Genomic DNA, 20,906 nt, shown 5'->3' with positions numbered 1-20,906 from the left:
CCGACCGACATTGTTGTCCAGGCGAGGTCCCCATGGCTGCTGGAGGGCCAGTTGGATCTACTGCTACTGACCGTTGATCCCAATCCTGAGTCCGTGCTGCCTTCGTTAGCGCTGCTCGCGCACAACGTACGAACCGCGCCCACAGAGGTTTCCTCATTGTTGGAAGCCGGTAACGCGGATGTGGCGATCGTCGACGCGCGTGCAGATCTGGCCGCTGCGCGTGGCCTGTGCCGCCTGCTGGGGACGACCGGTACGTCGGTGCCGGTGGTGGCCGTCGTCAACGAGGGCGGCCTGGTGGCAGTAAACGTCGAATGGGGTCTCGACGAGATTCTCCTCCCGAGCACCGGACCCGCCGAGATCGATGCGCGGTTGCGCCTGCTGGTCGGGCGTCGCGGCGGCACGGCCAATCAGGAGAACGTCGGCAAGATCAGTTTGGGCGAGCTCGTCATCGACGAAGGCACCTACACCGCGCGGCTGCGCGGCCGGCCGTTGGACCTCACCTACAAGGAATTCGAACTCCTGAAGTATCTGGCACAGCATGCGGGCCGGGTGTTCACCCGTGCGCAGTTGCTCCAGGAGGTCTGGGGCTATGACTTCTTCGGCGGCACCCGCACGGTCGACGTGCACGTGCGGCGTCTGCGCGCCAAGCTCGGCACCGAATACGAGTCGCTGATCGGCACCGTGCGCAACGTCGGATACAAGGCGGTTCGGCCCGCGCGGGGGCGAACCCCGACGCCGGCTGCCGATCCGTCCGACGAAAGCGGCGACCTCGACGATTACGACGCGGTGCCCGAGGCGCTTGCCGACCCGCTGCGCAGTCAGTGACCGGCCGGGTCATCGACTGGCGCACCAGTCTGTCCGCGGACGATCAGCGCCGCATCCGCGAGCTCATCGACGCGGCCACCAGGGCCGACGGAGTCGCGCCGGTCGGCGATCAGGTACTGCGTGAACTGAGCCACGACCGCACCCGGCACCTGTTGGCCGTCGACGGCGCAGACATGGTCGGGTACCTCAATCTGACGCCTGCCGACGAACAGGCATCGGCGATGGCCGAACTCGTCGTGCACCCGTCGGCCCGGCGTCGCGGCGTCGGTTCGGCAATGGCGCGGCAGGGGTTGACCGAGGGCGGTGACGGCGCCCGGATCTGGGCGCACGGCAACCTGGAGGCCGCGCGCGCCACCGCCGCGTCGCTCGGCTTGTCCGTCGTCCGGGAGCTGCTGCAGATGCGTCGGCCACTCGTCGATCTGCCTGCGGCGACCATTCCCGACGGCGTGCGTGTCGCCACTTACTCAGGACCCGCCGACAACGCGGAACTGTTGCGCGTCAACAACTCCGCGTTCGCCTGGCATCCCGAACAGGGGGGCTGGACCGATGCCGATATCGACGAGCGCCGCGGTGAAACGTGGTTCGATCCGAACGGGCTCTTCCTGGCGTTCGACGAGACGAGCGGAAAACTGCTGGGCTTCCATTGGACGAAGATCCATGCCGCGTCCCGCGGCGAAATCCACATGCCCGACCTCGGCGAGGTGTACGTCGTGGGCGTCGACCCGGCGGCACAGGGTCGCGGACTCGGTGCCGCGCTGACGCTCATCGGGCTGCATCACCTCGCCGACCGATTGTCCGACAGTTCGAACGGCGTGGTCATGCTGTACGTCGAGGCGGATAACGCCGCGGCCGTAAAGATCTACGAGCGAATGGGTTTCGAGGTGTCGTCGGTCGATACCGCTTATGCGTCGAGCGGGTCGTCCTAGCCGCACCCGCTCGCCGCCAGCTCGTGGTCGGCTCCCTTCGCCTCGGTTTGGGACTTGAGACCGCAACCCGATCCGGCCTGGGGAAGGACCAGTTCGACACGGGCGGCGGCTTCGTGGTCGCCGGCAAGTTCGGCGACGACTGAGCGGGCCTGCTCGTACCCGGTCGCCAACAGCAGGTTGGGCGCGCGGCCATAGCTCTTGGCGCCGATGGCATAGAACCCGTGTTCGGGATGCGCCAGTTCCGCAGCGCCGTGCGGGGGCACCGAACCGCACGAGTGGACGTTGGGATCGATCAACGGCGCCAAGGCTCGCGTGCTCTCGACCCACGGATCGAGGTCCAGGCGCACCTCGCGCAGGAAACTGAAATCTGGTCGTAGTCCGGTCGTCGCGATGATCTCGTCGAACGGCCCGACGGCACGCCCCTCCGGGGACACCAGCATGATGCCCAACTCGTCGGACTGGATTCGTTCGGTACGGAATCCCGTTTCGAGCTGGACCCGTCCTGAGGAAACCAAATGGTGCGCGTCGGCACCGAGCTTGCCGCGTTCGGGAAGCCGGGCGTCCACCTCGTTCCCGTACACTCGCTGATCCTCACCTCTGCGCACGATCCAGGTGATCGTGGTGTCGGCCGCCCGCTCGGCCAGAAGCGACAACTCCCGGATCACATGTTTGGCCGAATGGCCGCTTCCGACGACAGCAATTCGCCGGTCCGCATAACGGTTCCGGTCGGCGTCGAGGACATCCGGAATGCCATAGCTGATCCACGGGGCTGACTCTGCTTCGCCAATCGCCGGTATACCCTCGGCGCCAACCGGATTCGGGGACAACCAGGTGCCGGTTGCGTCGATGACGGCCCGCACCGGCGTCCGCGTGATACCTGCTGGCCCGCTGGTGGTCACGATGAACGGCCGTTCTTCGCGCTCGTCGTCCCGCAGCTTGTCGACACCTTGGCGGGTGACGCCGATGACGCGATGGCGCAGCCGGACATTCGGCGCGATCGCGTCTAGCTGCGCCAACGGCGTCAGGTACTCATCGACGAGGTCTGCCCCGGTCGGGAAGTCGGCCGGATCCGGGGAATTCCACCCGTGCGCCTTGAGAAGTCGTTGCGCCGCGCGATCCAGGTCGGTTCGCCACGGCGAGAACAGGCGGACGTGACCCCAGCGACGGATGCTCGCGCCGACGGAGTCGCCCGCTTCGAAGATGACGAAGGGGAGTCCTCGCTCGGTCAGATGAGCAGCTGCTGCCAGCCCGACCGGACCCGCTCCGAGGACAGCTACTGGGAGTTGTGTCGACATGATATTTCTCCTTGTGTGGTGGACGTTCATGAGTACTGACGCTCACTCACCCAAAAGGACGCACGAAGGTACTTCGCTGCGTCCCGGCGGACCTGGGTACGTCATTACAGGTGTCAATCACTGACCCTGAAGGAGTGACCATGTCCACCAGTCGAATCCAACTCGCGCTCAACGTCGACGATGTCTCCGCTGCGACCGCGTTCTACGAGAAGATGTTCGGCGTGCCCGCGCACAAGATCCGCGATGGCTATGCCAACTTCGCTATCGAGAACCCGCCGTTGAAGCTGGTCCTCATCGAAAAGCCGGGCGCTACCGAGCATCTGAACCACCTTGGCGTTGAAGCAGCGACGGCCGAAGGGGTTGCCGCGGCAATGGAACGTTTTGCGGCGGCCGGCCTGGACACCACCGTCGCGGAGCAGGACATCTGCTGTCACGCCACACAGGACAAGGTCTTCGTCACCGCGCCGGACGTCCCCCTCGGTTGGTGGGAGTTCTACAGCATCACCGACGACAACCCGGCCAACCCGGATGGTGAGTCGAACTCCGTGTGCGCAAAGAACTGCGCCGCCGAGGACAATGCTGAAAGCACTTGCTGCGCATAGCTGTCAGCCGGGCTGCGGTCAGTCCTTCGCGCAACCGCAGCCCGGTCCCGGCTCGTAATCCATTGGCACGCCGCGGCCGTCGAGAATGAGTGCGCAGCACTGCCCCAGCAGATCGGCGAGTCGCCGGCGGCCGCGCTGCACGCGGGACTTCATTCCGGACAGCGAAACCCCCACCTGTTGCGCGGCATCGGCTTGGGTCATCCCCGCCAGATCCACCATCTCCAGAGCCTCACGCTGGTCCGCCGACAGCCCCTTGAGCAATGGCCGCAGGCACGCAGAGAGCTCTTGCACCGCGCTCGGCTCGTCCTGATCCGTGAATGGCTCGATCACCCGCTCAGGCGGGGTAGACGTCAGCTGTTCCCGGCTGCGGCCGGCTCGCCGGTACTCGTCGATCACCGCGTTTCGCGCAATGCGAAACACCCAATTCGGCAGCAGCTCTCGATCGTCGAGTGAGGCCACATTCTGGTGGATACGCAGCAGGATGTCGGCGACGAGGTCGTCGGCTCGGTCGGGGTCCGCAATACGTCGCCGCACGAACTTTCGCAGCTGCGGCAACATCTCGCGCCACACTTGTTCGGTCGGCTGCCGCACGGCCGCAGATTCCGTCTTCATCATGTCGGCATTCATGACCGCCGTCCTTCCGGCTAGCCGCAACACGTCGGGTCGAGAACAGCGCACAGTGCGACCAGCGAGTCGCGCCGCGCACGGTGATAGACGTTCATGCCCCGACGATCGGAATCGACCAGTCCCGCTTTGCGCAGCTGTGTCAGGTGATGGCTCACTGTCGATTCGGTCAGCGCCACCGCAACTGCCAGATCCCCGCTGTTCAGTTCGCCGATTGGCGAGCTGAGAAGCAATGACATCAATTTCACACGGGCGGGGTCGGCGAGGGCCTTGAGCCGTAGGGCTACTTCGAGAGCCGCGGTGTCGTCAACCGGACCTGCGGCGACGGGCGCGCAACACACGGGGGCGGACATGTCGATGACGGGCAACGCCTTGGGCATGAGTCCATCTTGCCAGTAGTGTTGACATATATCAAAAAGGTGGGCATGCTGGCGGTGTTCGTGAGTTTGATATATGTCGTACTACAGGAGGTACCATGTCCCGCGCTCAACTCGCCCTCAACGTCGACGACCTCGATGAGGCTGTGACGTTCTACTCGAAGCTGTTCAACGCCCAGCCGGCCAAGCGCAAGCCCGGCTACGCCAATTTCGCGATTGCCGAGCCTCCTCTGAAGCTGGTTCTCATTGAGAACCCGGGCCAGGGCGGCACCCTCAACCACCTGGGCGTCGAGGTCGAGACCAGTGACCGGGTGCATGAAGAGATCGCCCGCCTGTCCGGTGAGGGGTTGTTCACCGACGAAGAGATCGGTACCACCTGTTGCTTCGCGACGCAGGACAAGGTCTGGGTGTCCGGCCCTGGCGGTGAGCGATGGGAGGTCTACACCGTGCTCGCAGACTCTGAGACCTTCGGAACCAGCTCGCGGGACACGGAGGCGGGAGGCGAGTGTTCGTGCGGTACCGCCGAGGAGCACGCGGAGGAAGAACTGGCCAAGGCCAACACGGCCTGCTGCTAGGGGCTGACGCCGAGAATTCATCTGCTGTCGGTTTGCCTGCTGATTCGATATCGGTCAATATCGATGCATGTCGAATCAGTTCACGTCGTCGGAAGCCTGCTGTGTGCTTGAGCCATTGGCCCGGGAACCGCTGACAACGGCTCAAGCGACGGAAATGGCGTTGAAGTTCAAGGCGTTGTCCGACCCGGTACGGCTGCGCTTGCTGAGCTCAGTGGCCAGCCATGCTGGCGGCGAGGCGTGCGTGTGCGACATCTCGCCCGGGCTCGAGGTCTCGCAGCCGACGATCTCGCACCACCTCAAGGTGCTGCGCGACGCGGGGTTGCTGACCTCGGAGCGGCGCGCTTCCTGGGTTTATTACACGGTCGTGCCCGAGGTGCTCGGCTCGTTGTCGTCGTTGTTGAGTGTCAGTGCCGACGCGGCGGTCGCTCGGGCATGACCGACAAAATTCAGCAGCGTCAGGCAACGGTGCCACCCGTCGTGGCGAAGTTGTCGACGTTGGACCGGTTCCTCCCCGTTTGGATCGGAATCGCAATGGCCGCCGGCCTGTTGCTCGGCCGCTGGATTCCGGGACTCAACACGGCTTTGAACAAGGTGCAGATCGACGGCATCTCGCTGCCGATCGCGCTCGGACTGCTGATCATGATGTACCCGGTGCTGGCCAAGGTCCGCTACGACAGACTCGACGCTGTCACCGGCGACCGCAGACTGCTGATCAGCTCGCTACTTCTCAACTGGGTGTTCGGTCCGGCGCTGATGTTCGCGCTGGCGTGGCTGTTGTTGCCGGACTCGCCCGAATACCGCACCGGGCTGATCATCGTCGGCCTGGCTCGTTGCATCGCCGTGGTGATCATCTGGAACGACCTCGCCTGTGGAGATCGCGAGGCAGCGGCCGTGCTGGTTGCCCTCAACTCGATGTTCCAGGTCGTGATGTTCGCGGTATTGGGTTGGTTCTATCTGTCGGTGTTGCCGGGATGGTTGGGGTTGGAGCAGACCACCATCTCGACATCCCCGTGGCAGATCGCCAAGTCCGTCCTGATCTTCCTGGGCATCCCGCTACTGGCCGGGTACCTGTCCCGGCGGCTCGGCGAGAGGGCCAAGGGCCGCGAATGGTACGAGTCCAAATTCCTGCCTGCCGTCGGGCCGTGGGCTCTTTATGGACTCCTGTTCACCATCGTGATTCTCTTTGCGCTGCAGGGAGATCAGATCACCAACCGGCCACTGGACGTAGCCCGGATCGCCCTGCCGCTGTTGGCGTACTTCGCCATCATGTGGGGTGGCGGCTATCTGTTGGGTGCGCTCCTGCACCTCGGGTATGAACGCACGACCACGCTCGCGTTCACCGCAGCAGGTAACAATTTCGAATTGGCGATCGCCGTTGCCATCGCTACGTATGGGGCCACCTCCGGCCAGGCGCTCGCCGGAGTGGTCGGTCCGCTGATCGAGGTCCCGGTGTTGGTCGCTCTGGTCTACGTTTCTCTGGCGCTGCGAAAGCGATTCGGCGGCAACCACTCTGCGGCCGTCGAGCCATCGACTGCTGCCGGCACCGAAAGGCAAGTGCGTTGAGTAAAGGAACGAAGCCGTCGGTGTTGTTTGTCTGCGTCAGGAATGGCGGCAAGTCACAAATGGCAGCCGGACTCATGCGACAAGCGGCGGGCGAGACGGTGGACGTGTACTCAGCGGGTACCAAGCCCGGCGCGGAGATCAACGCTCTCTCGGCAGCGTCTCTCGCCGAGGTGGGAGTCGATATCAGCGACGAGGAGCCCAAACCGATCGACCCAGACCTTCTGGGGAAGGTCGATCTCGTCGTTACCCTTGGACGCGAAGCGAAGGTCGACCCTGTCCCGGGGGTGGAGCTCGAGAACTGGGATACCGACGAACCGTCCGACCGGGGCATCGACGGCATCGAACGAATGCGCCTTGTCCGAGACGACATCGCGGTACGGGTGAAAGCACTTGCCTCCCAGCTGACTGCCACGACGTAACAAGTCCTGGCTCACGTCGCAGCAACCGGGGGCCCGACGAACGGCAAGGTCACATCACGTAAGACGACTTGTGCCGCTACCACGGACGACACTTCGACTTCCACGCTCGCCAGCTCACGCTCACCGCGACGCACTGAGACGTCGGATCTGATTTTGCGTCTCATCATCTCGTGCCGTCAGCAGCGCCAATCGCTCTGGCGTGTCATTCCCGTTCGCGCACCCAATATCGCAACGACTCCTACAGTCAAGAAGTTCGCCAGCTAGAGAGTTCTAGCGCGAGCGGGTAACCGCGCCCGCCCGAATTGCCTGGCGGTCGCAGGAGAGCCGAATGATTAGTCAATGGCTGGTGGCCAACCTTTCGTCGTGGGTGCTGTTGCTGGGAATCATCGTCGTCGTCGCCGGTGGAGCGATCCTCATTCAAGTATTTGTGCGCCGTAGTTTCCCCGGCCTCAAGGGTGATGAGCACAACGATGTCATCAAGTTTGCTTTCGGGGTGGTCGGATTCGTGTTCGCGTTCTTCCTTGGCTTCGTCGTATCCGCCATGTGGGGACAGATCGGCGACGCGGACGGAAGAGCGCGTACCGAGGGGGCAGCGGGGGTGCAGCTGGTCAGGACCGTCACAGTGTTCGACCAGCCCGATGAAGACCGGATTCGGAAGGCTCTGCTCGAATACCAGCAGGCAGCGTTAGTCGAGTGGCGCGAAATTGCCCAGGGCGGCTCATACCCTGACGCTGACGAGGCTTTTACGCGACTGTATGCGGCCTATGAAGACGTTCAAGCACGCACCGACGCGCAAAAGACGATACTTTCAACCTCTTTCGGCAATCTCGACAGTGTCGGGCAGGCACGTACGCAGCGCTTGGCGCAAGCACAAACGGATGATGGGCCGCCCTGGTCGCTGTGGGCGGTCATCTGGCTGACCAGCGGCCTCCTTCTGGCCTGCGCAATCATTTACGATGTCAAGAAACCCGCCACCCACTACACGATGGTTGCGATTCTGGGCATTTTGGTGGCCGTAAACCTGTTCCTCGTCGCTGAACTCTCACACCCATTCATCGGTGAAATTGGTACGACCTCGGAACCACTGCAACAGGTCATCCGACAGTTGTCGTGAGGTCGTTTCGGCACATAAAGCCCAGGCGAATTTGCGACTTGACCGCACCCCGCCGCAGACGGTTATGCACGCGCCGGAACTTCGAGCTCCGACAGCAGCGCTCGGACCCGCCGCTCGATCTCGTCCCGGATGGGGCGAACGGCAGCGACGTCGTGCCCGTGCGGATCTTCGAGGACCCATTCCTCATACCGGCGGCCCGGAAATATCGGGCAGGCATCGCCGCAGCCCATCGTGATGATGACGTCTGCGGCCTGCACGATTTCATCCGTCCACGGCTTGGGGTATTCACCCGAAATGTCGATGTCGCGCTCGGCCATGGCCTCGACCGCTGCCGGGTTGACCAGCTCGCCTGGCTCGGAGCCCCCGGACCACGCGACCGCCCGGTCGCCGGCGAGATGAGTGAAGAAGCCCATCGCCATCTGCGACCGGCCGGCGTTATGGGTGCACAGGAACAGGACGGTCGGCTTTCCGTCGTTCGATTTGCCCTCTACTTTCGCCAGCGCGCGGAGTCGTTGCCGCGCAAAGCGTTCGGCCAACAAGGGGAGGAAACGGGGCACCGTCGCGCGGCCGGCGAATTGGTCATAGGACGAATGTAGGAACCTTTCGATGGTTTCAGCCCCGAACACACCGTCGAACTCCTTCTGGAGTTGGCTGGCGGCCGTCTTCATCGCCAAACGCTGGTCGATGGACAGATCGCTACGGAGATGGTGCTCAGTGATGTTGTCGGTCATGGCTTCTCCTGAACTAGGCGGGCTGAACATCGGGGACGAAACGGTCGATTCGAGCGGTGAGTTCACGTACCGCATCATCGAACGCGGACGCGATGGCGGTGCGGGTCGGATCGCTGATCGACCAGTGGATGCGAGGTAGTTCAGCGGGAAGTTCCTCATGTGCGTTGTCGCACACCGCGATCACCAGGTCGTCGGCGGCGAGGACATCACCTAGATAGCGCGGTTTGACTGCGCGCATCGACAAGTTGAGGCGTTTTGCCGCGGCCACCGCGCCGCGATGCACCTGGGGCGCGGGTTTGGTGCCGGCTGAGGTAGCGGGTAATTCGCTGCGCCGGTTCCAGATTGCGGCGGCAAGCTGACTGCGGGCCGAGTTGTGGGTGCAGACGAACACGACGCGACGAGCACGATGCTGGGCTGATGGGAGCAGACCTTCGAGCGCCGCATGGTTGAGCTTGAGGTATGTCCGTCGCCCGTCGGCTTCTGACCGGGTCTGTCGTACGACCCCGGCGGTCTTGAGTACAGCGAGGTGATGCGCGAGCAGGTTGGAAGACATCGACAGGACGGTGCGCAGTTCTGAGGGGGACACATCCGCATTCAGCAGGTGGTCGACGATCGTCAGCCGGGCGGGATCGGATAGTGCGGCGAAAACCGCCGTACGGCGCGCCACATTCGAATTCACATCAACAGACATTGACTCAATTTCTACTGATACAAATTTGTGAAGTCAACTCGTCCAGTGGAAATGTCGCCTCGAGCCCCTTACCGGTTCATCTTCCGTTCACCATCCGTAGGCAAGTGATTAACGACGTGCGCTTAGGTTTTCAGCCGAGCAGCAACCGGTCTGCTCGACGCGACATGTGTCACGGCGGGGGCAACGGCCCGTGCCAGCGTCTACCTGTTTCACAAAGGAGCTTCGTGAAGGCCAATCGAACTGGTGCCGCGCTGAGCCTGCTGGCCGCCGGCACCTTGCTGCTGTCGGCGTGCGGTAGCGACAACAACGCCTCTTCGGGATCTGGATCAGACAGTGGGTCTACACCGGCCGGTGACTGCGGCGGCAAGGAAGCGCTCAAGGCCAGTGGCTCGTCGGCGCAGGCGAATGCGATGACGCGCTTCATCAACGCTTACGAGAAGGACTGCCCCGGCTTCACCCTCAACTACACCTCTAGCGGCTCGGGTGCCGGTGTCTCGGAGTTCATCGGCGGACAGACCGACTTCGGCGGTTCCGACTCGCCGCTCAGCGCCGAGAAGGGCGAGGTCGAGAAGGCCAAGGAGCGGTGCGGCGGCAGCGACGCGTGGAATCTTCCCGCGGTGTTCGGGCCCATTGCCGTCACGTACAACGTCGCAGGCGTCGACGGTTTGGTGCTCGATGGTCCGACCTTGGGCAAGATCTTCAACGGCACGGTCAAGACGTGGGATGCCCCGGAGATCAAAGCTTTGAACGAGGGCGCATCGCTGCCGGCCGAGCCGATCAACGTGATCTTCCGCAGTGACGAGTCGGGTACGACCGACAACTTCCAGAAGTACCTGGACGCGGCCTCCGACGGGGCGTGGGGCAAGGGTGCGGGCAAGTCCTTCGCCGGCGGTGTCGGCGAAGGTGCCAAGGGTAACGAGGGCACGTCCGCAGCGATCGCGAGCACCCCGGGGTCCATCACCTACAACGAGTGGTCCTTCGCCAAGGCGCAGAACCTGTCGATCGCTCGGATCATCACCTCGGCAGGGCCGGAGCCGGTTGAGTTGAGTACTGAATCGGCGGGCAAGGCCATCGACGGCGTCAAGTTCAAGGGCGAGGGCAACGACCTCGTGCTCGACACCGCGTCGTTCTACATGCCGACCGAGCCCGGTTCGTACCCGATCATGCTTGCCGCCTACGAGATCGTGTGCTCGCAGTACCCCGACGCCGAAGTTGCCACCGCGGTGAAGGCGTTCATGCACTCAGCACTCGGTAACGGCCAGACCGGTCTCGAGGAGAACGGCTACATCCCGATCCCCGAGGCGTTCAAGACTCGCCTGACCGAGGCCGTTGACGCGATCAACGCGAAGACGTAGTAGCAACGACGCATGGCTGTGACACCAGATTCGACCGCTGTGGGCTCGTCAGCAACGACGAGCCCACAGCAGGTTGGGCATACTTCAGAGAAGCCAACCAAGGATCGGAAGGGATCGGCTTTGAAGCAGGGCGAGGGGCGTTGGGGCGACACAGTCTTCAAGTCCATCGCGATCGCTGCCGGCGCCACCATCATCGGCGCGATCGCTCTGATGGCCCTCTTCCTGATCGTCAAGGCGATCCCGTCGCTGCAGGCCAACCAGGCGAGCTTCCTGACCAGCACGGAGTTCCTCACCAGCGACTCGGCGAATCTGCGCTTCGGCATCCGCGACCTGTTCATGGTGACGGTGCTCAGCTCGGTGTTCGCCCTGATCATCGCCGTACCCATCGCGATCGGCATTGCGGCGTTCTTGACGAACTACGCCCCGAAGCGGTTGGCACGGCCGTTCGGAATGCTGGTGGATCTTTTGGCGGCGGTGCCGTCGATCGTCTTCGGTCTGTGGGGCATATTCGTGCTGGCTCCGTGGCTTACCCCGGTCGCGACCTTCCTCAACGAGAATCTCGGCTGGTTCTTCCTTTTCTCGCAGGGCAACGTGTCACTGGCCGGCGGTGGAACGATCTTCACCGCGGGAATAGTGCTCGCCGTGATGATTCTCCCGATCATCACCTCGGTCACCCGCGAGGTTTTCGCACTCACGCCGCGCGGCCACGTCGAGGCCGCGCAGGCGCTCGGCGCGACCAAGTGGGAAGTCATCCGGATGACCGTGTTCCCCTACGGCCGCAGCGGCATGATCGCGGCGTCGATGCTCGGGTTGGGCCGCGCGCTCGGTGAGACGATCGCGATCCTGATCATCCTGCGCACCGCTGCGCAGGCCGGCCACTGGTCGCTGTTCGACGGCGGCTACACGTTCGCGTCCAAGATCGCCTCGGCAGCAGCGGAGTTCAGCGCGCCACTGCCCACAGGCGCTTACATCGCCGCCGGCTTCGTGCTCTTCGCGCTGACCTTCGTGGTCAACGCGCTGGCCCGGGCAGCGGCCGGCGGAAGGGTTAGCGGAGGATGACGGCAACACTGGACCAGCCGGTGAAGGCCCCCACCTTCCACCCGGTCAGCACTAGTCGCAAGCTCAAGAACGGCCTCGCGACAACACTTTTCACCGCGTCGTTCGTGGTCGCGATGGTCCCGTTGGTCTGGCTCATCTACACCGTGCTGGCCAAGGGCATCACTGCGATCACGTCCTCGACGTGGTGGACCAATTCGCTGGCCGGCGTGCTTCCCGAGGAGATGGCCGGCGGTGTCTATCACGCGATCTACGGCACCCTGATCCAGGCCGCGATCGCCGCGGTGCTGTCGGTGCCGCTGGGTGTCATGGCCGCGGTGTATCTGGTCGAATACGGCCGGGGCCGGTTCGCCAAGGTAACCACGTTCATGGTCGACATTCTCGCCGGCGTGCCGTCGATCGTGGCTGCGCTCTTCATCTTCGCGCTGTGGATCGCGACCCTGGGATTCGAGCAGAGCGCCTTTGCGGTGTCGCTGGCATTGGTCTTGCTGATGCTTCCCGTCGTCGTGCGCAACACCGAGGAGATGCTGAAACTCGTACCTGACGAGCTACGCGAAGCGTCGTACGCGTTGGGCATTCCGAAATGGAAGACCATCGCGCGCGTCGTCGTGCCCACCGCGTTGCCGGGCATGATCAGCGGCATCCTGTTGGCCCTTGCCAGGGTGATGGGGGAGACGGCTCCGGTGCTGGTGCTCGTCGGCTACAGCCGGTCGATCAACATGGACGCTTTCGAGGGCAACATGGCGTCGCTGCCACTGCTGATCTACACCGAGCTGGTCAATCCGGAAGCGGCAGGCGCGCTGCGAGTCTGGGGTGCCGCGCTGACCCTCATCTTGATCATCGCGGTGCTGTACCTCGGCGCTGCATTCATCAACCGATACCTGACGCGGAACAGAGTTTAGGAGCCTCATGGCCAAGCGGCTGGATCTCAAAGATCTCAACATCTACTACGGTTCGTTCCACGCCGTCGCCGACGTGGGCCTGTCTGTCACGCCGCGAAGCGTCACAGCCTTCATCGGCCCCTCGGGCTGCGGAAAATCGACGGTGCTGCGCACTCTCAACCGCATGCACGAAGTCCTGCCCGGTGCCCGGGTGGAAGGCTCGGTGCTGCTGGACGGCGAGGACATCTACGCTTCGGGCATCGACCCGGTGAGCGTCCGCAAGACCATCGGCATGGTGTTCCAGCGGCCGAACCCGTTCCCCACCATGTCGATTCGCGACAATGTGGTGGCGGGCCTGAAGCTGCAAGGCGCACGCAACAAGAAGACGCTCGACGAGGTCGCCGAGCGCTCGCTCAAGGGCGCCAACCTCTGGAACGAGGTCAAGGACCGGCTGGACAAGCCCGGCGGCGGCCTGTCCGGTGGGCAGCAGCAGCGACTGTGCATCGCGCGCGCGATCGCGGTGCAACCGGACGTGCTGCTGATGGACGAGCCATGCTCAGCGCTGGATCCGATTTCGACGTTGGCGATCGAGGATCTGATCTCAGAGCTCAAGCAGGACTACACAATCGTCATCGTGACCCACAACATGCAACAGGCGGCTCGGGTCAGTGACCAGACGGCTTTCTTCAATCTGGAGGCCACCGGTAAGCCGGGTCGGCTCGTCGAGATCGACGTGACCGAGAAGATCTTCTCCAATCCCACACAGAAGGCGACCGAGGACTACATCTCCGGCCGCTTCGGTTAAGCGCTGAGTTCGCAAAAGCCAAGAGCCCCCGATCACTCGGGGGCTCTCGGCTTTTGGGGGTGAGTCGGACTCAGCGTGACGTCAGCTGGTCTTCCTCTGGGAGGTTGCCGGTGGCCTGGAAGATGACCCGCCGGGCGATCTCGACCGCGTGATCGGCGAAGCGCTCGTAGAACCGGGACAGCAGCGTCACATCGACCGCGGCGGTGACGCCGTATTTCCACTCGCGGTCCATCAGCACGGTGAAGAGGTGGCGATGCAGATCGTCCATCGCATCGTCTTCCTCGCTGATCCGTGCCGCCTTCTCCGGATCGCGCGTAACGAGCACCTCCTGGGCGCTGTTACCCAATTCGACTGCCACCCGGCCCATTTCGGCGAAGTAGCCGTTGACCTCTTCGGGCAGCGCATGCTGGGGATGGCGACGGCGGGCGATCTTGGCGACGTGCAGCGCCAGGGCACCCATCCGATCGACGTCGGCGACGATCTGGATCGCCGTGACAATCGAGCGCAGATCACCTGCCACCGGCGCCTGCAGCGCCAGCAGCACGAACGCGGCCTCCTCGGCGCGCGCGCTCATCGCGATGATTTGCTCATGGTCGCCGATCACCTGCTCTGCCAGAACGAGATCGGCCTGCAATAGGGCTTGGGTTGCACGCTCCATCGCCGCGCCGGCCAGCCCGCACATGTCGCCGAGCTGTCCAGATAGCTGATCCAACTGGTCGTGGTACGCGGTTCGCATGTATCCACCCTACGGTCTGAGCAGTCGGAACGTCACGACGTGCAGGGTGAACGCCAGGTGAATGGCGCATGCCGAAAGGCCGACGATGCTACGCGGACAGGGCTATTCGCAGGTCGTGTCGGCGGCGTTGGTGACGGTCAGATCCTCGGGCAGGTCGGTCGCTGTGCTGCCGGTGCCGCGCACGACCTGGACCTGCACCGGAGATCCGCTCGATGGCGGCGAAGTCACCGAGTAGAAGTCGTTGCCGAGTACCACCTGAACGACGTCGCCGAGGTTGGTCGCGCGTTCGATGGTCGAGTTGGGGAACGACGCGGCAACGGTTGCCGCCGCCTGCTCGTTGCCCGGGGAGAAGAACACCGTTGTGGTGTCCAGCGGACCGGGGTAATCGTCGGGCGTGATGACGTTGAAGCCATGCGTCTGGAGTTCGCCGGCCGCGGTCGCACCCAGCCCGTCTTCGCCCGTCGAATTCGACACCTGCACGGTGATGTCGTTCGGGTCGGTCGTGATCGTGTCGACGAGCTCGGTCGGTGCCGCGGCGTCCTGACTGGGTGCTTCGGTCTGGCTTTCGGGAGTGCCGGGCACCGGGGTGTTGTCGGCGTTCTTCTCCTCGGGCAGCGGATCGTCGTTGATGATCGCGTCGAAGATGGCCCGGTTGTCTTCTTCACGAAGGTGCTCGTTGCCGTACTCGTCCATGTACCCCGTCGTCGGCACGGTCAGGAACGTGATCCGGCCCGCGGCGATGCCCTGAACCGACTGGCCCAGTGTGACCAGGTCTTTGGTGTCCATGTTGTCGACATAGCTGTCGTTGATGAACATGTTGACGACGTTGTTGAGCTTGTTGAGTGAAAAGAACACTTCCTTGGAGATCATCGAGCGCAGCAGCGAGGACAGGAAAAGCTGCTGACGCTTGATGCGACCGTAGTCGCCGTTGGTTTCCGTCGTGATCTGGCGTGCCCGCACGTATTGAAGTGCGGTGTGGCCGTCCACCGTTTGGCGGCCGGCATTGGCCAGCACGGTGCCCAGCTCGTAGTCCTCGAGCGGGGTGGTGCTGCACACCTCGACACCGCCGAGTGCGTCGACCATCTTCGAGAAGCCCGCGAAATCCACTGCCATGAAACGGTTTACGTATAGGCCCGACAACTTCTGAATGACCTTCACCAGGCACTTCGGTCCACCGACGGCGTACGCGGAGTTCAGCTTGTACTCGGTGTAGACCCTGTCAGCCCCGTACATGGGCGACTCGGGGTCGGTGATCGGGCCGTATTCCCCGGTTTTGGGGTCCCACGGCTCGCACTGCATGGGCTCGATGGCGAGGTCTCGCGGAAACGACACCGCCACAACACGTTCACGGTTTGCGGGGATGTTCACCAGCATCACCGTGTCCGACCTCGCGCCCGCGGCCTCGTCGGTCGTGCCCGCACCCATGTCGACGTTCTCGCCCATGCGGCTGTCCACGCCGACGATCAAGAAGTTCTCGTCACCGAACTGTGCGTTCGGATCGAGGATGTCGCGGGAATCGGGATCGAGCGCGGAGATCCGGTTGAGCATGTTGTTCTTCGCCGACTGCCACTGCCACGCCCCACCGGTGAGGGCAAGAGCGAGCACGGCGATCAGGGCGGTGACCACGCGCCCGACGACCATCGACCTGTGCCGGCCCCGGGACGGATGATGCTCATCGGTTCGGCGACGGCCGGCACCGACATGAGACGGCGGAACGCGGCCGTGCCGATGGGTGGATGTCAGGTCCGGCAGGTCCATCGCGACGGCCGGGATGACCTCGGTGTCGTAGTAGTCCTCGGCCTCAGGGACTTCGGCAGCGGCTTCGTGAGGGTCGATGTCGGGTCCGAGGGGCCGCTCGTGCCGGCCGTACGCCGGCACGGCATCGATGACCTCGGTCGGCGGAGACGGCGGCGGATCGGCAGGCGGCGGCGTGCTGTGGTCGGGCCGGTGTCGTTTCAGCTCCGCTGGGACGGCCTCGTCGCCGTTGAGCTTGGCGATGAGGTCGGCGACTGTCACTCCGTCGGTGTGGTTACCGGCGGGGGACGCCGATGGCTCCTCGGTTGGCGCATCGTCATCGTCGGACACGTGTGCGCGCTCCCACGGCGCGGCGCCTGGCGACGGCTGAGATCTTCGGGTATGCCATTGATAGGTCTCGGACCGGTCGTCAGGCGACGACGAGGCACCCCGGCCATGACGGCCAGGAGTGGCGTTGTCGCCGTCACTCATCCTTCTACCGGCCTCCGACTCATCAACCGCCGCGCGCGACGTTGGGCTCCGATGTACCCGGTGCTTCCCTACAGGTCACAGCACCCAGCAACACTCCAGTGGCCCCGACGTTGGAGCCGACTACGAACGAGACTCATATCGTACTGAGACATCCTGAGAGATGTGATGTCAGAGTCGTCTCAGGTGGGAGACGACTGTGAGACGACCTAACCTCCTGAATGCATGACCTCGGCGCCCACCGGGACGGTGCAGTCGTCGGGGTCTGTTAGCCAGCCCTCGGGTAGTGACACCGCGGCGGGTGAGCCCTGCCGGCCCCGCGGCCCCATTGCCGCGGCGGGAAAATCGATGTTCTGGTCGAGGTTCTGCAGCAGGCTCCGCAGTTCTTCCAGCGACTTGACCAGCGCCAACGCGCGCCGCAGGTCCGCACCGGCGGGGAAGCCGTGGAGATACCAGGCGACGTGCTTGCGGATGTCGCGCATACCCTTGTCCTCGCCGAAATGCGCGGCGAGCAGTTCGCCGTGGCGCAGGATTATCGACGCGACCTGGCCCAGTGTCGGCGGGGCGGCGGCGGGTGTGCCGGTGAATGCGGCCGACAATTCGGCGAACAGCCAGGGGCGACCTAGGCACCCCCGACCGATCACAATGCCGTCGCAACCGGTCACATCCATCATCGCCAGCGCATCGGCGGCTTCGAAAATGTCGCCGTTGCCGAGCACAGGAACCGTCGTGACGTGCTGTTTCAGCGCGGCGATCTGTTCCCAGTCCGCCTCGCCGGAGTATCGCTGTGCAGCAGTGCGCGCATGAAGCGCGACGGCGGCGGCGCCCTCCTCGGCGGCGATCCGGCCGGCGTCGAGGTGGGTGTGATGAGAGTCATCGATTCCGATCCGGAATTTCACCGTCACCGGGATGTCAGTGCCCTCGGTGGCGCGCACCGCCGCGGCCACGATCTGCCCGAACAGCCTGCGCTTGTACGGCAGCGCCGCCCCGCCACCGCGTCGGGTGACCTTGGGAACCGGGCAGCCGAAGTTCATGTCGATGTGATCGGCCAGGCCCTCGTCGACGATCATCTTCGCGGCCAGATAGGTGTTGTGCGGATCAACGGAGTACAGCTGAAGCGATCGCGGGGTTTCGTCGTCGGCGAAGGTGACCATGTGCATGGTCGAGGGGTGGCGCTCGACGAGTGCCCGGGCCGTCACCATCTCGCATACGTAGAGCCCGCTGACGGTGCCGGCCCTGGCCATTTCCAGTTCGCGGCACAGCGTGCGGAAGGCGACGTTGGTGACGCCCGCCATCGGTGCCAGCACGACGGGGCTGCGCAGCGCGATGGAACCGATCTGCAGCGCTGGGCGGGCGTCGGTCAGGACGCCGATGAGGCCACCAGGAGGTTCTTGGCGGCCTTCTTCTCGGCCACCTTGGCGATGCGTTCGAGCCTGCGCTGCTTGGCGATTTCGAACTTCACGCAGGTGTCTTCGAGCTCTTCGACGTGGACGGCCAGCTCGTCACGCAGCCGGGCGGCCTCACCGGTGAAGTCGTCGCGTTCGAAGATGCGCCACTTCTTGAGCACCGGCATCACGACATCATCGAGGTGGATGCGCGGGTCGTAGACACCGCCTGAGGCGATGGTGACAGCCTTACGCCGGAAGTCCGGGATCGTGTATCCGGGCATCTTGAAGTTGGTCAGCACCTTGTGCAGCGAATGCATCGCCTGGTTGGGGGCGATATCGAATCCAGCAGCCGAGACGTCACGGTAGAAGATCATGTGCAGGTTCTCGTCCGCCGAAACCCGTTGCAGCAGTTGGTCGGCGACGGTCTCGTTGCAGGCCTTGCCGGTGTTGCGGTGTGACACGCGGGTGGCCAGCTCCTGGAATGTCACATAGATGACGGAGTCGAACAAGGATTCGGCGAACAGGTTGGCGTCACCCTCCAGCTGCTGGTTCTGGCCGGGTGAGAAGCCGCGGGTGACCTGTTCCATGCGTAGCTGCTCGAGCTCGACGGGGTCGATCGCGCGGGTGACGACGAGATAGTCGCGCAGCGCGATGCCGTGCCGGTTCTCCTCGGCGGTCCAGCGGTTCACCCAGAAGCCCCACGGCCCGTCCATGCTGAAGTTCATCGCGATCTCGCGGTGATAGGACGGCAGGTTGTCCTCGGTCAACAGGTTGGTCAGCATCGCGACCTGGGCGACCTCGGACAGCTTCGACTCTTCGGGGTCCCAGTCCTTGCCGCCGAGGGCGTAATAGTTCTTGCCGTCCGACCACGGGATGTAGTCGTGCGGATTCCAGTCCTTGCGCATGGTCAGGTGCCGGTTGACGTTCTTCTCGACCACTGGCTCGAGTTCGGTGAGCAGCTGTATGTCGGTCAGGTCTTTCGACATGGCCCCTCCCAAGTTATCTGTACCTGTTGGTTGCACTCAATATATCTGTGCCCCGCGGTGACATTCAAGTCACCACGCATCGTGTCACATAAGCCACACGGGACTCACGTGTGCTGGCTACCATTTCGCCGGGCAAACAATTGCAAGCCCATTCGCCAGGCGCAGACGACTAGGAGGACGGGCTCAGGTGAACATGCTCAAAATCGTTGCCCGTGGGATGGCCGCGGTGGTGGTTGCCGGTACCGGTATGTGTCTGGGGCCGGGCACGGCGAACGCCGCCCCGGAGGTTGTCGATCGCACCTATAACGACGCCAAGCGGATCATCCAGCAGGCGGGCGGCACCGCTGTCATCGCGACGCGGACAGGTGCGGGTCTGGAAGATGGAAAATGCCTTGTGATGAACGCCTGGGACGCGGGTTATCAGCGCATTGTCCGCGGCGGTATGCGGGCTAACAACGAGGTGCTGCTCGCCCTCAACTGCAACGGCGTTCTGGCGGGCCCGGGCTCGTCGGGCAACTCCTTGGCGAGCCCGGTCGGTCGCGAGGCAAAGCTGAAGGCCGAGCAGGAAGCCGCGAAGCGGGCAGCGCAGCAGAGGCAGGCCCAAGCGGCTGCCTCCAGTGGCTAGCCTCCCCCGGTAGCGGCCCCGACCGGAAGGCCATAAGCTACGGTCATCACCAGGTTTGAGGTCATTGACTGTGGAGGTCGGGTGCACGTGAAGAAGCTCATCGTTCTAGGGGCCGGCTCGGCGTTTGCCGTCGCGGCAGCCACGTCTTTGTTGTTCGGGGCGGGCATCGCATCAGCCGCCCCTGATGTCGTGGGTGACACGTACTCGGATGCTCTAGAGGCGATCGAGGAGGGCGGCGGTTCCGCCGTCGTCGCGTCGCGGTTCGGCGACAAGCTCGACGAGGGCGATTGCATCGTCACGAACGCATGGGACGCATCGTTCCTGCGCATCGATTCGTCAGACGAATCTCAGGTCAATGTCGCGCTGAACTGCAGCGGCGCCTACGCCTCTGCGACCAACCCCGGCACTTCTGTCCAGCATCCGCTCGGCCGCGAGGCCAAGTCGGAGGCCGAGAAAGAAGCCGCCGAGCAGGAAGAGCAGGAGCTGGCAGGACCTGAGATCCCCGACAATTAGGGATCAGTAGCTGGATACGCGGCTGACCAGCATCTCCACGCAGTAGTCGATGAACTGCTCGCGTGAGGCTGTGAGTCTGCCGTTCAAGTAGGCGGTGAACAACGCCGTCAAAGCGCCGATCAGGCCAGTGGCGACCATGGCTGCCTGGACGGGGTCCCCGATGCGCGTCAGCTTGCGCTGCACGAGTTCGATGAAGCTCGGCATCCATTCGGCGCCCGAGCGGGTCAGTACCGGTTCCTTTTCGGGCGCCAGCAGCAGAACCCGGCCGCGCGCTGGATCGTCGACCATGAGCGCGACGAACTGCTCGACCGCGTCGCGCGGGGTTTTCGCCGTGGTCAGCGCGGACATGGCCCGCGCGCAGACGTCGTCGTAGACCGCGCGGACGAACTCATCCCGGTCGGTGAAGCTCTCGTAGAAGTAGCGTTCGGTCAGCCCGGCCGACTGACACACCCCGCGCACGGTCAGGGCCGGCCCCTGCGCGCCACCGAGACGGGCGACGCCTGCGGCGATCAGCTCGTCGCGGCGCAATGCCTGCCGGTCCTCCAGGGGCACACCGGACCATCGGCCCCGTCGTTGACCCGACGCCACATCCCTCC

24 protein-coding genes are annotated in these 20,906 nt (G+C 64.1%); 14 read left to right on the top strand and 10 right to left on the bottom strand.

The genetic code is table 11. The annotated features are described in order from the left end of the window. Window positions 1–51: 51 nt before the first annotated feature. Both BST47_RS27585 and mshD read left to right on the top strand, forming a co-directional pair. Window positions 52–825, top strand: coding sequence for a winged helix-turn-helix transcriptional regulator (locus BST47_RS27585; RefSeq protein ID WP_083129011.1), 774 nt, complete (start codon window positions 52–54; stop codon window positions 823–825). Continuing rightward, window positions 822–1,751 carry a mycothiol synthase gene (gene mshD, locus BST47_RS27580; RefSeq protein ID WP_083129010.1) on the top strand — a complete coding sequence of 310 codons (930 nt, stop codon included), beginning with the start codon at window positions 822–824 and terminating at the stop codon, window positions 1,749–1,751. Before BST47_RS27585 ends, mshD begins: the two co-directional genes overlap by 4 nt. Here mshD and BST47_RS27575 read toward each other — a convergent pair. Then, a complete protein-coding gene (locus BST47_RS27575) occupies window positions 1,748–3,046 on the bottom strand; it encodes an FAD-dependent oxidoreductase (RefSeq protein ID WP_083129009.1) in 1,299 nt (432 codons plus the stop codon). The genes mshD and BST47_RS27575 overlap by 4 nt on opposite strands. Window positions 3,047–3,186: 140 nt before the next feature. Between BST47_RS27575 and BST47_RS27570 the strand changes: the two genes are divergently transcribed. Next, window positions 3,187–3,648, top strand: coding sequence for an ArsI/CadI family heavy metal resistance metalloenzyme (locus BST47_RS27570; RefSeq protein WP_083129038.1), 462 nt, complete (start codon window positions 3,187–3,189; stop codon window positions 3,646–3,648). A gap of 18 nt (window positions 3,649–3,666) precedes the next feature. On the opposite strand, the gene BST47_RS27565 is transcribed toward BST47_RS27570, so the two are convergent. Then, window positions 3,667–4,275: a sigma-70 family RNA polymerase sigma factor gene (locus tag BST47_RS27565; RefSeq protein ID WP_083129008.1), complete on the bottom strand. Its 609-nt coding sequence runs from the start codon at window positions 4,273–4,275 to the stop codon at window positions 3,667–3,669. 17 nt (window positions 4,276–4,292) lie between these two features. Continuing rightward, the gene (locus tag BST47_RS27560; RefSeq protein ID WP_083129007.1) at window positions 4,293–4,652 is read right to left on the bottom strand and encodes an Rv2640c family ArsR-like transcriptional regulator; all 360 of its coding nucleotides are present in this window, start codon (window positions 4,650–4,652) and stop codon (window positions 4,293–4,295) included. Window positions 4,653–4,747: 95 nt separating this feature from the next. On the opposite strand from BST47_RS27560, the gene BST47_RS27555 reads away from it, so the two are divergent. The 5 genes from BST47_RS27555 (at window position 4,748) to BST47_RS27535 (ending at window position 8,320) form a co-directional block, all read left to right on the top strand. Then, window positions 4,748–5,224: an ArsI/CadI family heavy metal resistance metalloenzyme gene (locus tag BST47_RS27555; protein WP_083129006.1), complete on the top strand. Its 477-nt coding sequence runs from the start codon at window positions 4,748–4,750 to the stop codon at window positions 5,222–5,224. A gap of 67 nt (window positions 5,225–5,291) precedes the next feature. Then, on the top strand, window positions 5,292–5,660 hold the full coding sequence (locus BST47_RS27550) for an ArsR/SmtB family transcription factor (RefSeq protein WP_083129005.1): 369 nt from the start codon (window positions 5,292–5,294) through the stop codon (window positions 5,658–5,660). Further along, entirely contained in the window at window positions 5,657–6,787 is a 1,131-nt protein-coding gene (gene arsB / locus BST47_RS27545; RefSeq protein ID WP_083129004.1) for an ACR3 family arsenite efflux transporter, read from the top strand. The genes BST47_RS27550 and arsB overlap by 4 nt, the downstream gene beginning before the upstream one ends. A 59-nt stretch (window positions 6,788–6,846) precedes the next feature. Beyond that, window positions 6,847–7,206 carry an arsenate-mycothiol transferase ArsC gene (locus BST47_RS27540; RefSeq protein WP_234809892.1) on the top strand — a complete coding sequence of 120 codons (360 nt, stop codon included), beginning with the start codon at window positions 6,847–6,849 and terminating at the stop codon, window positions 7,204–7,206. A 328-nt stretch (window positions 7,207–7,534) separates the two neighbouring features. Next, a complete protein-coding gene (locus BST47_RS27535) occupies window positions 7,535–8,320 on the top strand; it encodes a bestrophin-like domain (RefSeq protein ID WP_083129002.1) in 786 nt (261 codons plus the stop codon). 62 nt (window positions 8,321–8,382) lie between these two features. Here BST47_RS27535 and BST47_RS27530 read toward each other — a convergent pair whose 3' ends face one another. Together BST47_RS27530 and BST47_RS27525 are read right to left on the bottom strand one after the other, a co-directional pair. Next, the gene (locus BST47_RS27530; RefSeq protein WP_083129001.1) at window positions 8,383–9,051 is read right to left on the bottom strand and encodes an arsenate reductase ArsC; all 669 of its coding nucleotides are present in this window, start codon (window positions 9,049–9,051) and stop codon (window positions 8,383–8,385) included. 13 nt (window positions 9,052–9,064) lie between these two features. Then, a complete protein-coding gene (locus BST47_RS27525) occupies window positions 9,065–9,742 on the bottom strand; it encodes an arsenate reductase/protein-tyrosine-phosphatase family protein (RefSeq protein WP_083129000.1) in 678 nt (225 codons plus the stop codon). 224 nt (window positions 9,743–9,966) lie between these two features. Here BST47_RS27525 and pstS point away from each other — a divergent pair, with 224 nt between their 5' ends. From pstS to pstB, 4 genes are read left to right on the top strand one after another with little or no spacing between them, the layout of a single operon-like run. Continuing rightward, window positions 9,967–11,097: a phosphate ABC transporter substrate-binding protein PstS gene (gene pstS / locus BST47_RS27520; RefSeq protein WP_083128999.1), complete on the top strand. Its 1,131-nt coding sequence runs from the start codon at window positions 9,967–9,969 to the stop codon at window positions 11,095–11,097. Between the two features lie 12 nt (window positions 11,098–11,109). Then, window positions 11,110–12,156: a phosphate ABC transporter permease subunit PstC gene (gene pstC / locus BST47_RS27515; protein ID WP_083128998.1), complete on the top strand. Its 1,047-nt coding sequence runs from the start codon at window positions 11,110–11,112 to the stop codon at window positions 12,154–12,156. Beyond that, window positions 12,153–13,055 (top strand): phosphate ABC transporter permease PstA, encoded by a 903-nt coding sequence (pstA, locus tag BST47_RS27510; protein ID WP_083128997.1) that lies wholly within the window; start codon window positions 12,153–12,155, stop codon window positions 13,053–13,055. Before pstC ends, pstA begins: the two co-directional genes overlap by 4 nt. A 7-nt stretch (window positions 13,056–13,062) precedes the next feature. Next, window positions 13,063–13,839 (top strand): phosphate ABC transporter ATP-binding protein PstB, encoded by a 777-nt coding sequence (pstB, locus tag BST47_RS27505; protein WP_083128996.1) that lies wholly within the window; start codon window positions 13,063–13,065, stop codon window positions 13,837–13,839. Window positions 13,840–13,909: 70 nt separating this feature from the next. Here pstB and phoU read toward each other — a convergent pair whose 3' ends face one another. From phoU to BST47_RS27485, 4 genes are all read right to left on the bottom strand, one after another. Further along, complete coding sequence (gene phoU / locus BST47_RS27500) at window positions 13,910–14,575, bottom strand: phosphate signaling complex protein PhoU (protein WP_083128995.1); 666 nt, start codon at window positions 14,573–14,575, stop codon at window positions 13,910–13,912. A 102-nt stretch (window positions 14,576–14,677) separates the two neighbouring features. Further along, a complete protein-coding gene (locus BST47_RS27495; protein ID WP_083128994.1) occupies window positions 14,678–16,801 on the bottom strand; it encodes an LCP family protein in 2,124 nt (707 codons plus the stop codon). Between the two features lie 206 nt (window positions 16,802–17,007). Continuing rightward, window positions 17,008–18,141 (bottom strand): tRNA dihydrouridine synthase DusB, encoded by a 1,134-nt coding sequence (dusB, locus tag BST47_RS27490; protein WP_083128993.1) that lies wholly within the window; start codon window positions 18,139–18,141, stop codon window positions 17,008–17,010. 17 nt (window positions 18,142–18,158) lie between these two features. Continuing rightward, window positions 18,159–19,172: an acyl-ACP desaturase gene (locus BST47_RS27485; protein ID WP_083128992.1), complete on the bottom strand. Its 1,014-nt coding sequence runs from the start codon at window positions 19,170–19,172 to the stop codon at window positions 18,159–18,161. A gap of 193 nt (window positions 19,173–19,365) precedes the next feature. On the opposite strand from BST47_RS27485, the gene BST47_RS27480 reads away from it, so the two are divergent. Then, on the top strand, window positions 19,366–19,797 hold the full coding sequence (locus BST47_RS27480) for a hypothetical protein (protein WP_083129037.1): 432 nt from the start codon (window positions 19,366–19,368) through the stop codon (window positions 19,795–19,797). A gap of 87 nt (window positions 19,798–19,884) precedes the next feature. After that, window positions 19,885–20,310: a hypothetical protein gene (locus BST47_RS27475; RefSeq protein WP_083129036.1), complete on the top strand. Its 426-nt coding sequence runs from the start codon at window positions 19,885–19,887 to the stop codon at window positions 20,308–20,310. Window positions 20,311–20,313: 3 nt separating this feature from the next. Here BST47_RS27475 and BST47_RS27470 read toward each other — a convergent pair whose 3' ends face one another. Further along, window positions 20,314–20,898: a TetR/AcrR family transcriptional regulator gene (locus BST47_RS27470; RefSeq protein WP_083128991.1), complete on the bottom strand. Its 585-nt coding sequence runs from the start codon at window positions 20,896–20,898 to the stop codon at window positions 20,314–20,316. Window positions 20,899–20,906: the final 8 nt, after the last annotated feature.

Source organism: Mycolicibacterium tusciae (genome assembly GCF_002086795.1).
Lineage (GTDB): Bacteria > Actinomycetota > Actinomycetes > Mycobacteriales > Mycobacteriaceae > Mycobacterium > Mycobacterium tusciae.
Note: the sequence above shows the minus strand (reverse complement) of the source record. Positions and strands in the feature narration are given on the sequence as shown.

What these genes read in the sequence shown, in the direction of transcription:
- BST47_RS27565 (WP_083129008.1), bottom strand. Translation starts at nt 4,275, where the DNA reads ATGAATGCCGACATGATGAAGACGGAATCTGCGGCCGTGCGGCAGCCG.
- BST47_RS27560 (WP_083129007.1), bottom strand. Translation starts at nt 4,652, where the DNA reads ATGCCCAAGGCGTTGCCCGTCATCGACATGTCCGCCCCCGTGTGTTGC.
- pstC (WP_083128998.1), top strand. Translation starts at nt 11,110, where the DNA reads ATGGCTGTGACACCAGATTCGACCGCTGTGGGCTCGTCAGCAACGACG.
- BST47_RS27480 (WP_083129037.1), top strand. Translation starts at nt 19,366, where the DNA reads ATGCTCAAAATCGTTGCCCGTGGGATGGCCGCGGTGGTGGTTGCCGGT.
- BST47_RS27525 (WP_083129000.1), bottom strand. Translation starts at nt 9,742, where the DNA reads ATGTCTGTTGATGTGAATTCGAATGTGGCGCGCCGTACGGCGGTTTTC.
- pstB (WP_083128996.1), top strand. Translation starts at nt 13,063, where the DNA reads ATGGCCAAGCGGCTGGATCTCAAAGATCTCAACATCTACTACGGTTCG.
- BST47_RS27495 (WP_083128994.1), bottom strand. Translation starts at nt 16,801, where the DNA reads ATGAGTGACGGCGACAACGCCACTCCTGGCCGTCATGGCCGGGGTGCC.
- BST47_RS27555 (WP_083129006.1), top strand. Translation starts at nt 4,748, where the DNA reads ATGTCCCGCGCTCAACTCGCCCTCAACGTCGACGACCTCGATGAGGCT.
- BST47_RS27530 (WP_083129001.1), bottom strand. Translation starts at nt 9,051, where the DNA reads ATGACCGACAACATCACTGAGCACCATCTCCGTAGCGATCTGTCCATC.
- BST47_RS27575 (WP_083129009.1), bottom strand. Translation starts at nt 3,046, where the DNA reads ATGTCGACACAACTCCCAGTAGCTGTCCTCGGAGCGGGTCCGGTCGGG.
- phoU (WP_083128995.1), bottom strand. Translation starts at nt 14,575, where the DNA reads ATGCGAACCGCGTACCACGACCAGTTGGATCAGCTATCTGGACAGCTC.
- BST47_RS27540 (WP_234809892.1), top strand. Translation starts at nt 6,847, where the DNA reads ATGGCAGCCGGACTCATGCGACAAGCGGCGGGCGAGACGGTGGACGTG.
- pstA (WP_083128997.1), top strand. Translation starts at nt 12,153, where the DNA reads ATGACGGCAACACTGGACCAGCCGGTGAAGGCCCCCACCTTCCACCCG.
- BST47_RS27570 (WP_083129038.1), top strand. Translation starts at nt 3,187, where the DNA reads ATGTCCACCAGTCGAATCCAACTCGCGCTCAACGTCGACGATGTCTCC.
- arsB (WP_083129004.1), top strand. Translation starts at nt 5,657, where the DNA reads ATGACCGACAAAATTCAGCAGCGTCAGGCAACGGTGCCACCCGTCGTG.
- BST47_RS27485 (WP_083128992.1), bottom strand. Translation starts at nt 19,172, where the DNA reads ATGTCGAAAGACCTGACCGACATACAGCTGCTCACCGAACTCGAGCCA.
- BST47_RS27535 (WP_083129002.1), top strand. Translation starts at nt 7,535, where the DNA reads ATGATTAGTCAATGGCTGGTGGCCAACCTTTCGTCGTGGGTGCTGTTG.
- BST47_RS27550 (WP_083129005.1), top strand. Translation starts at nt 5,292, where the DNA reads ATGTCGAATCAGTTCACGTCGTCGGAAGCCTGCTGTGTGCTTGAGCCA.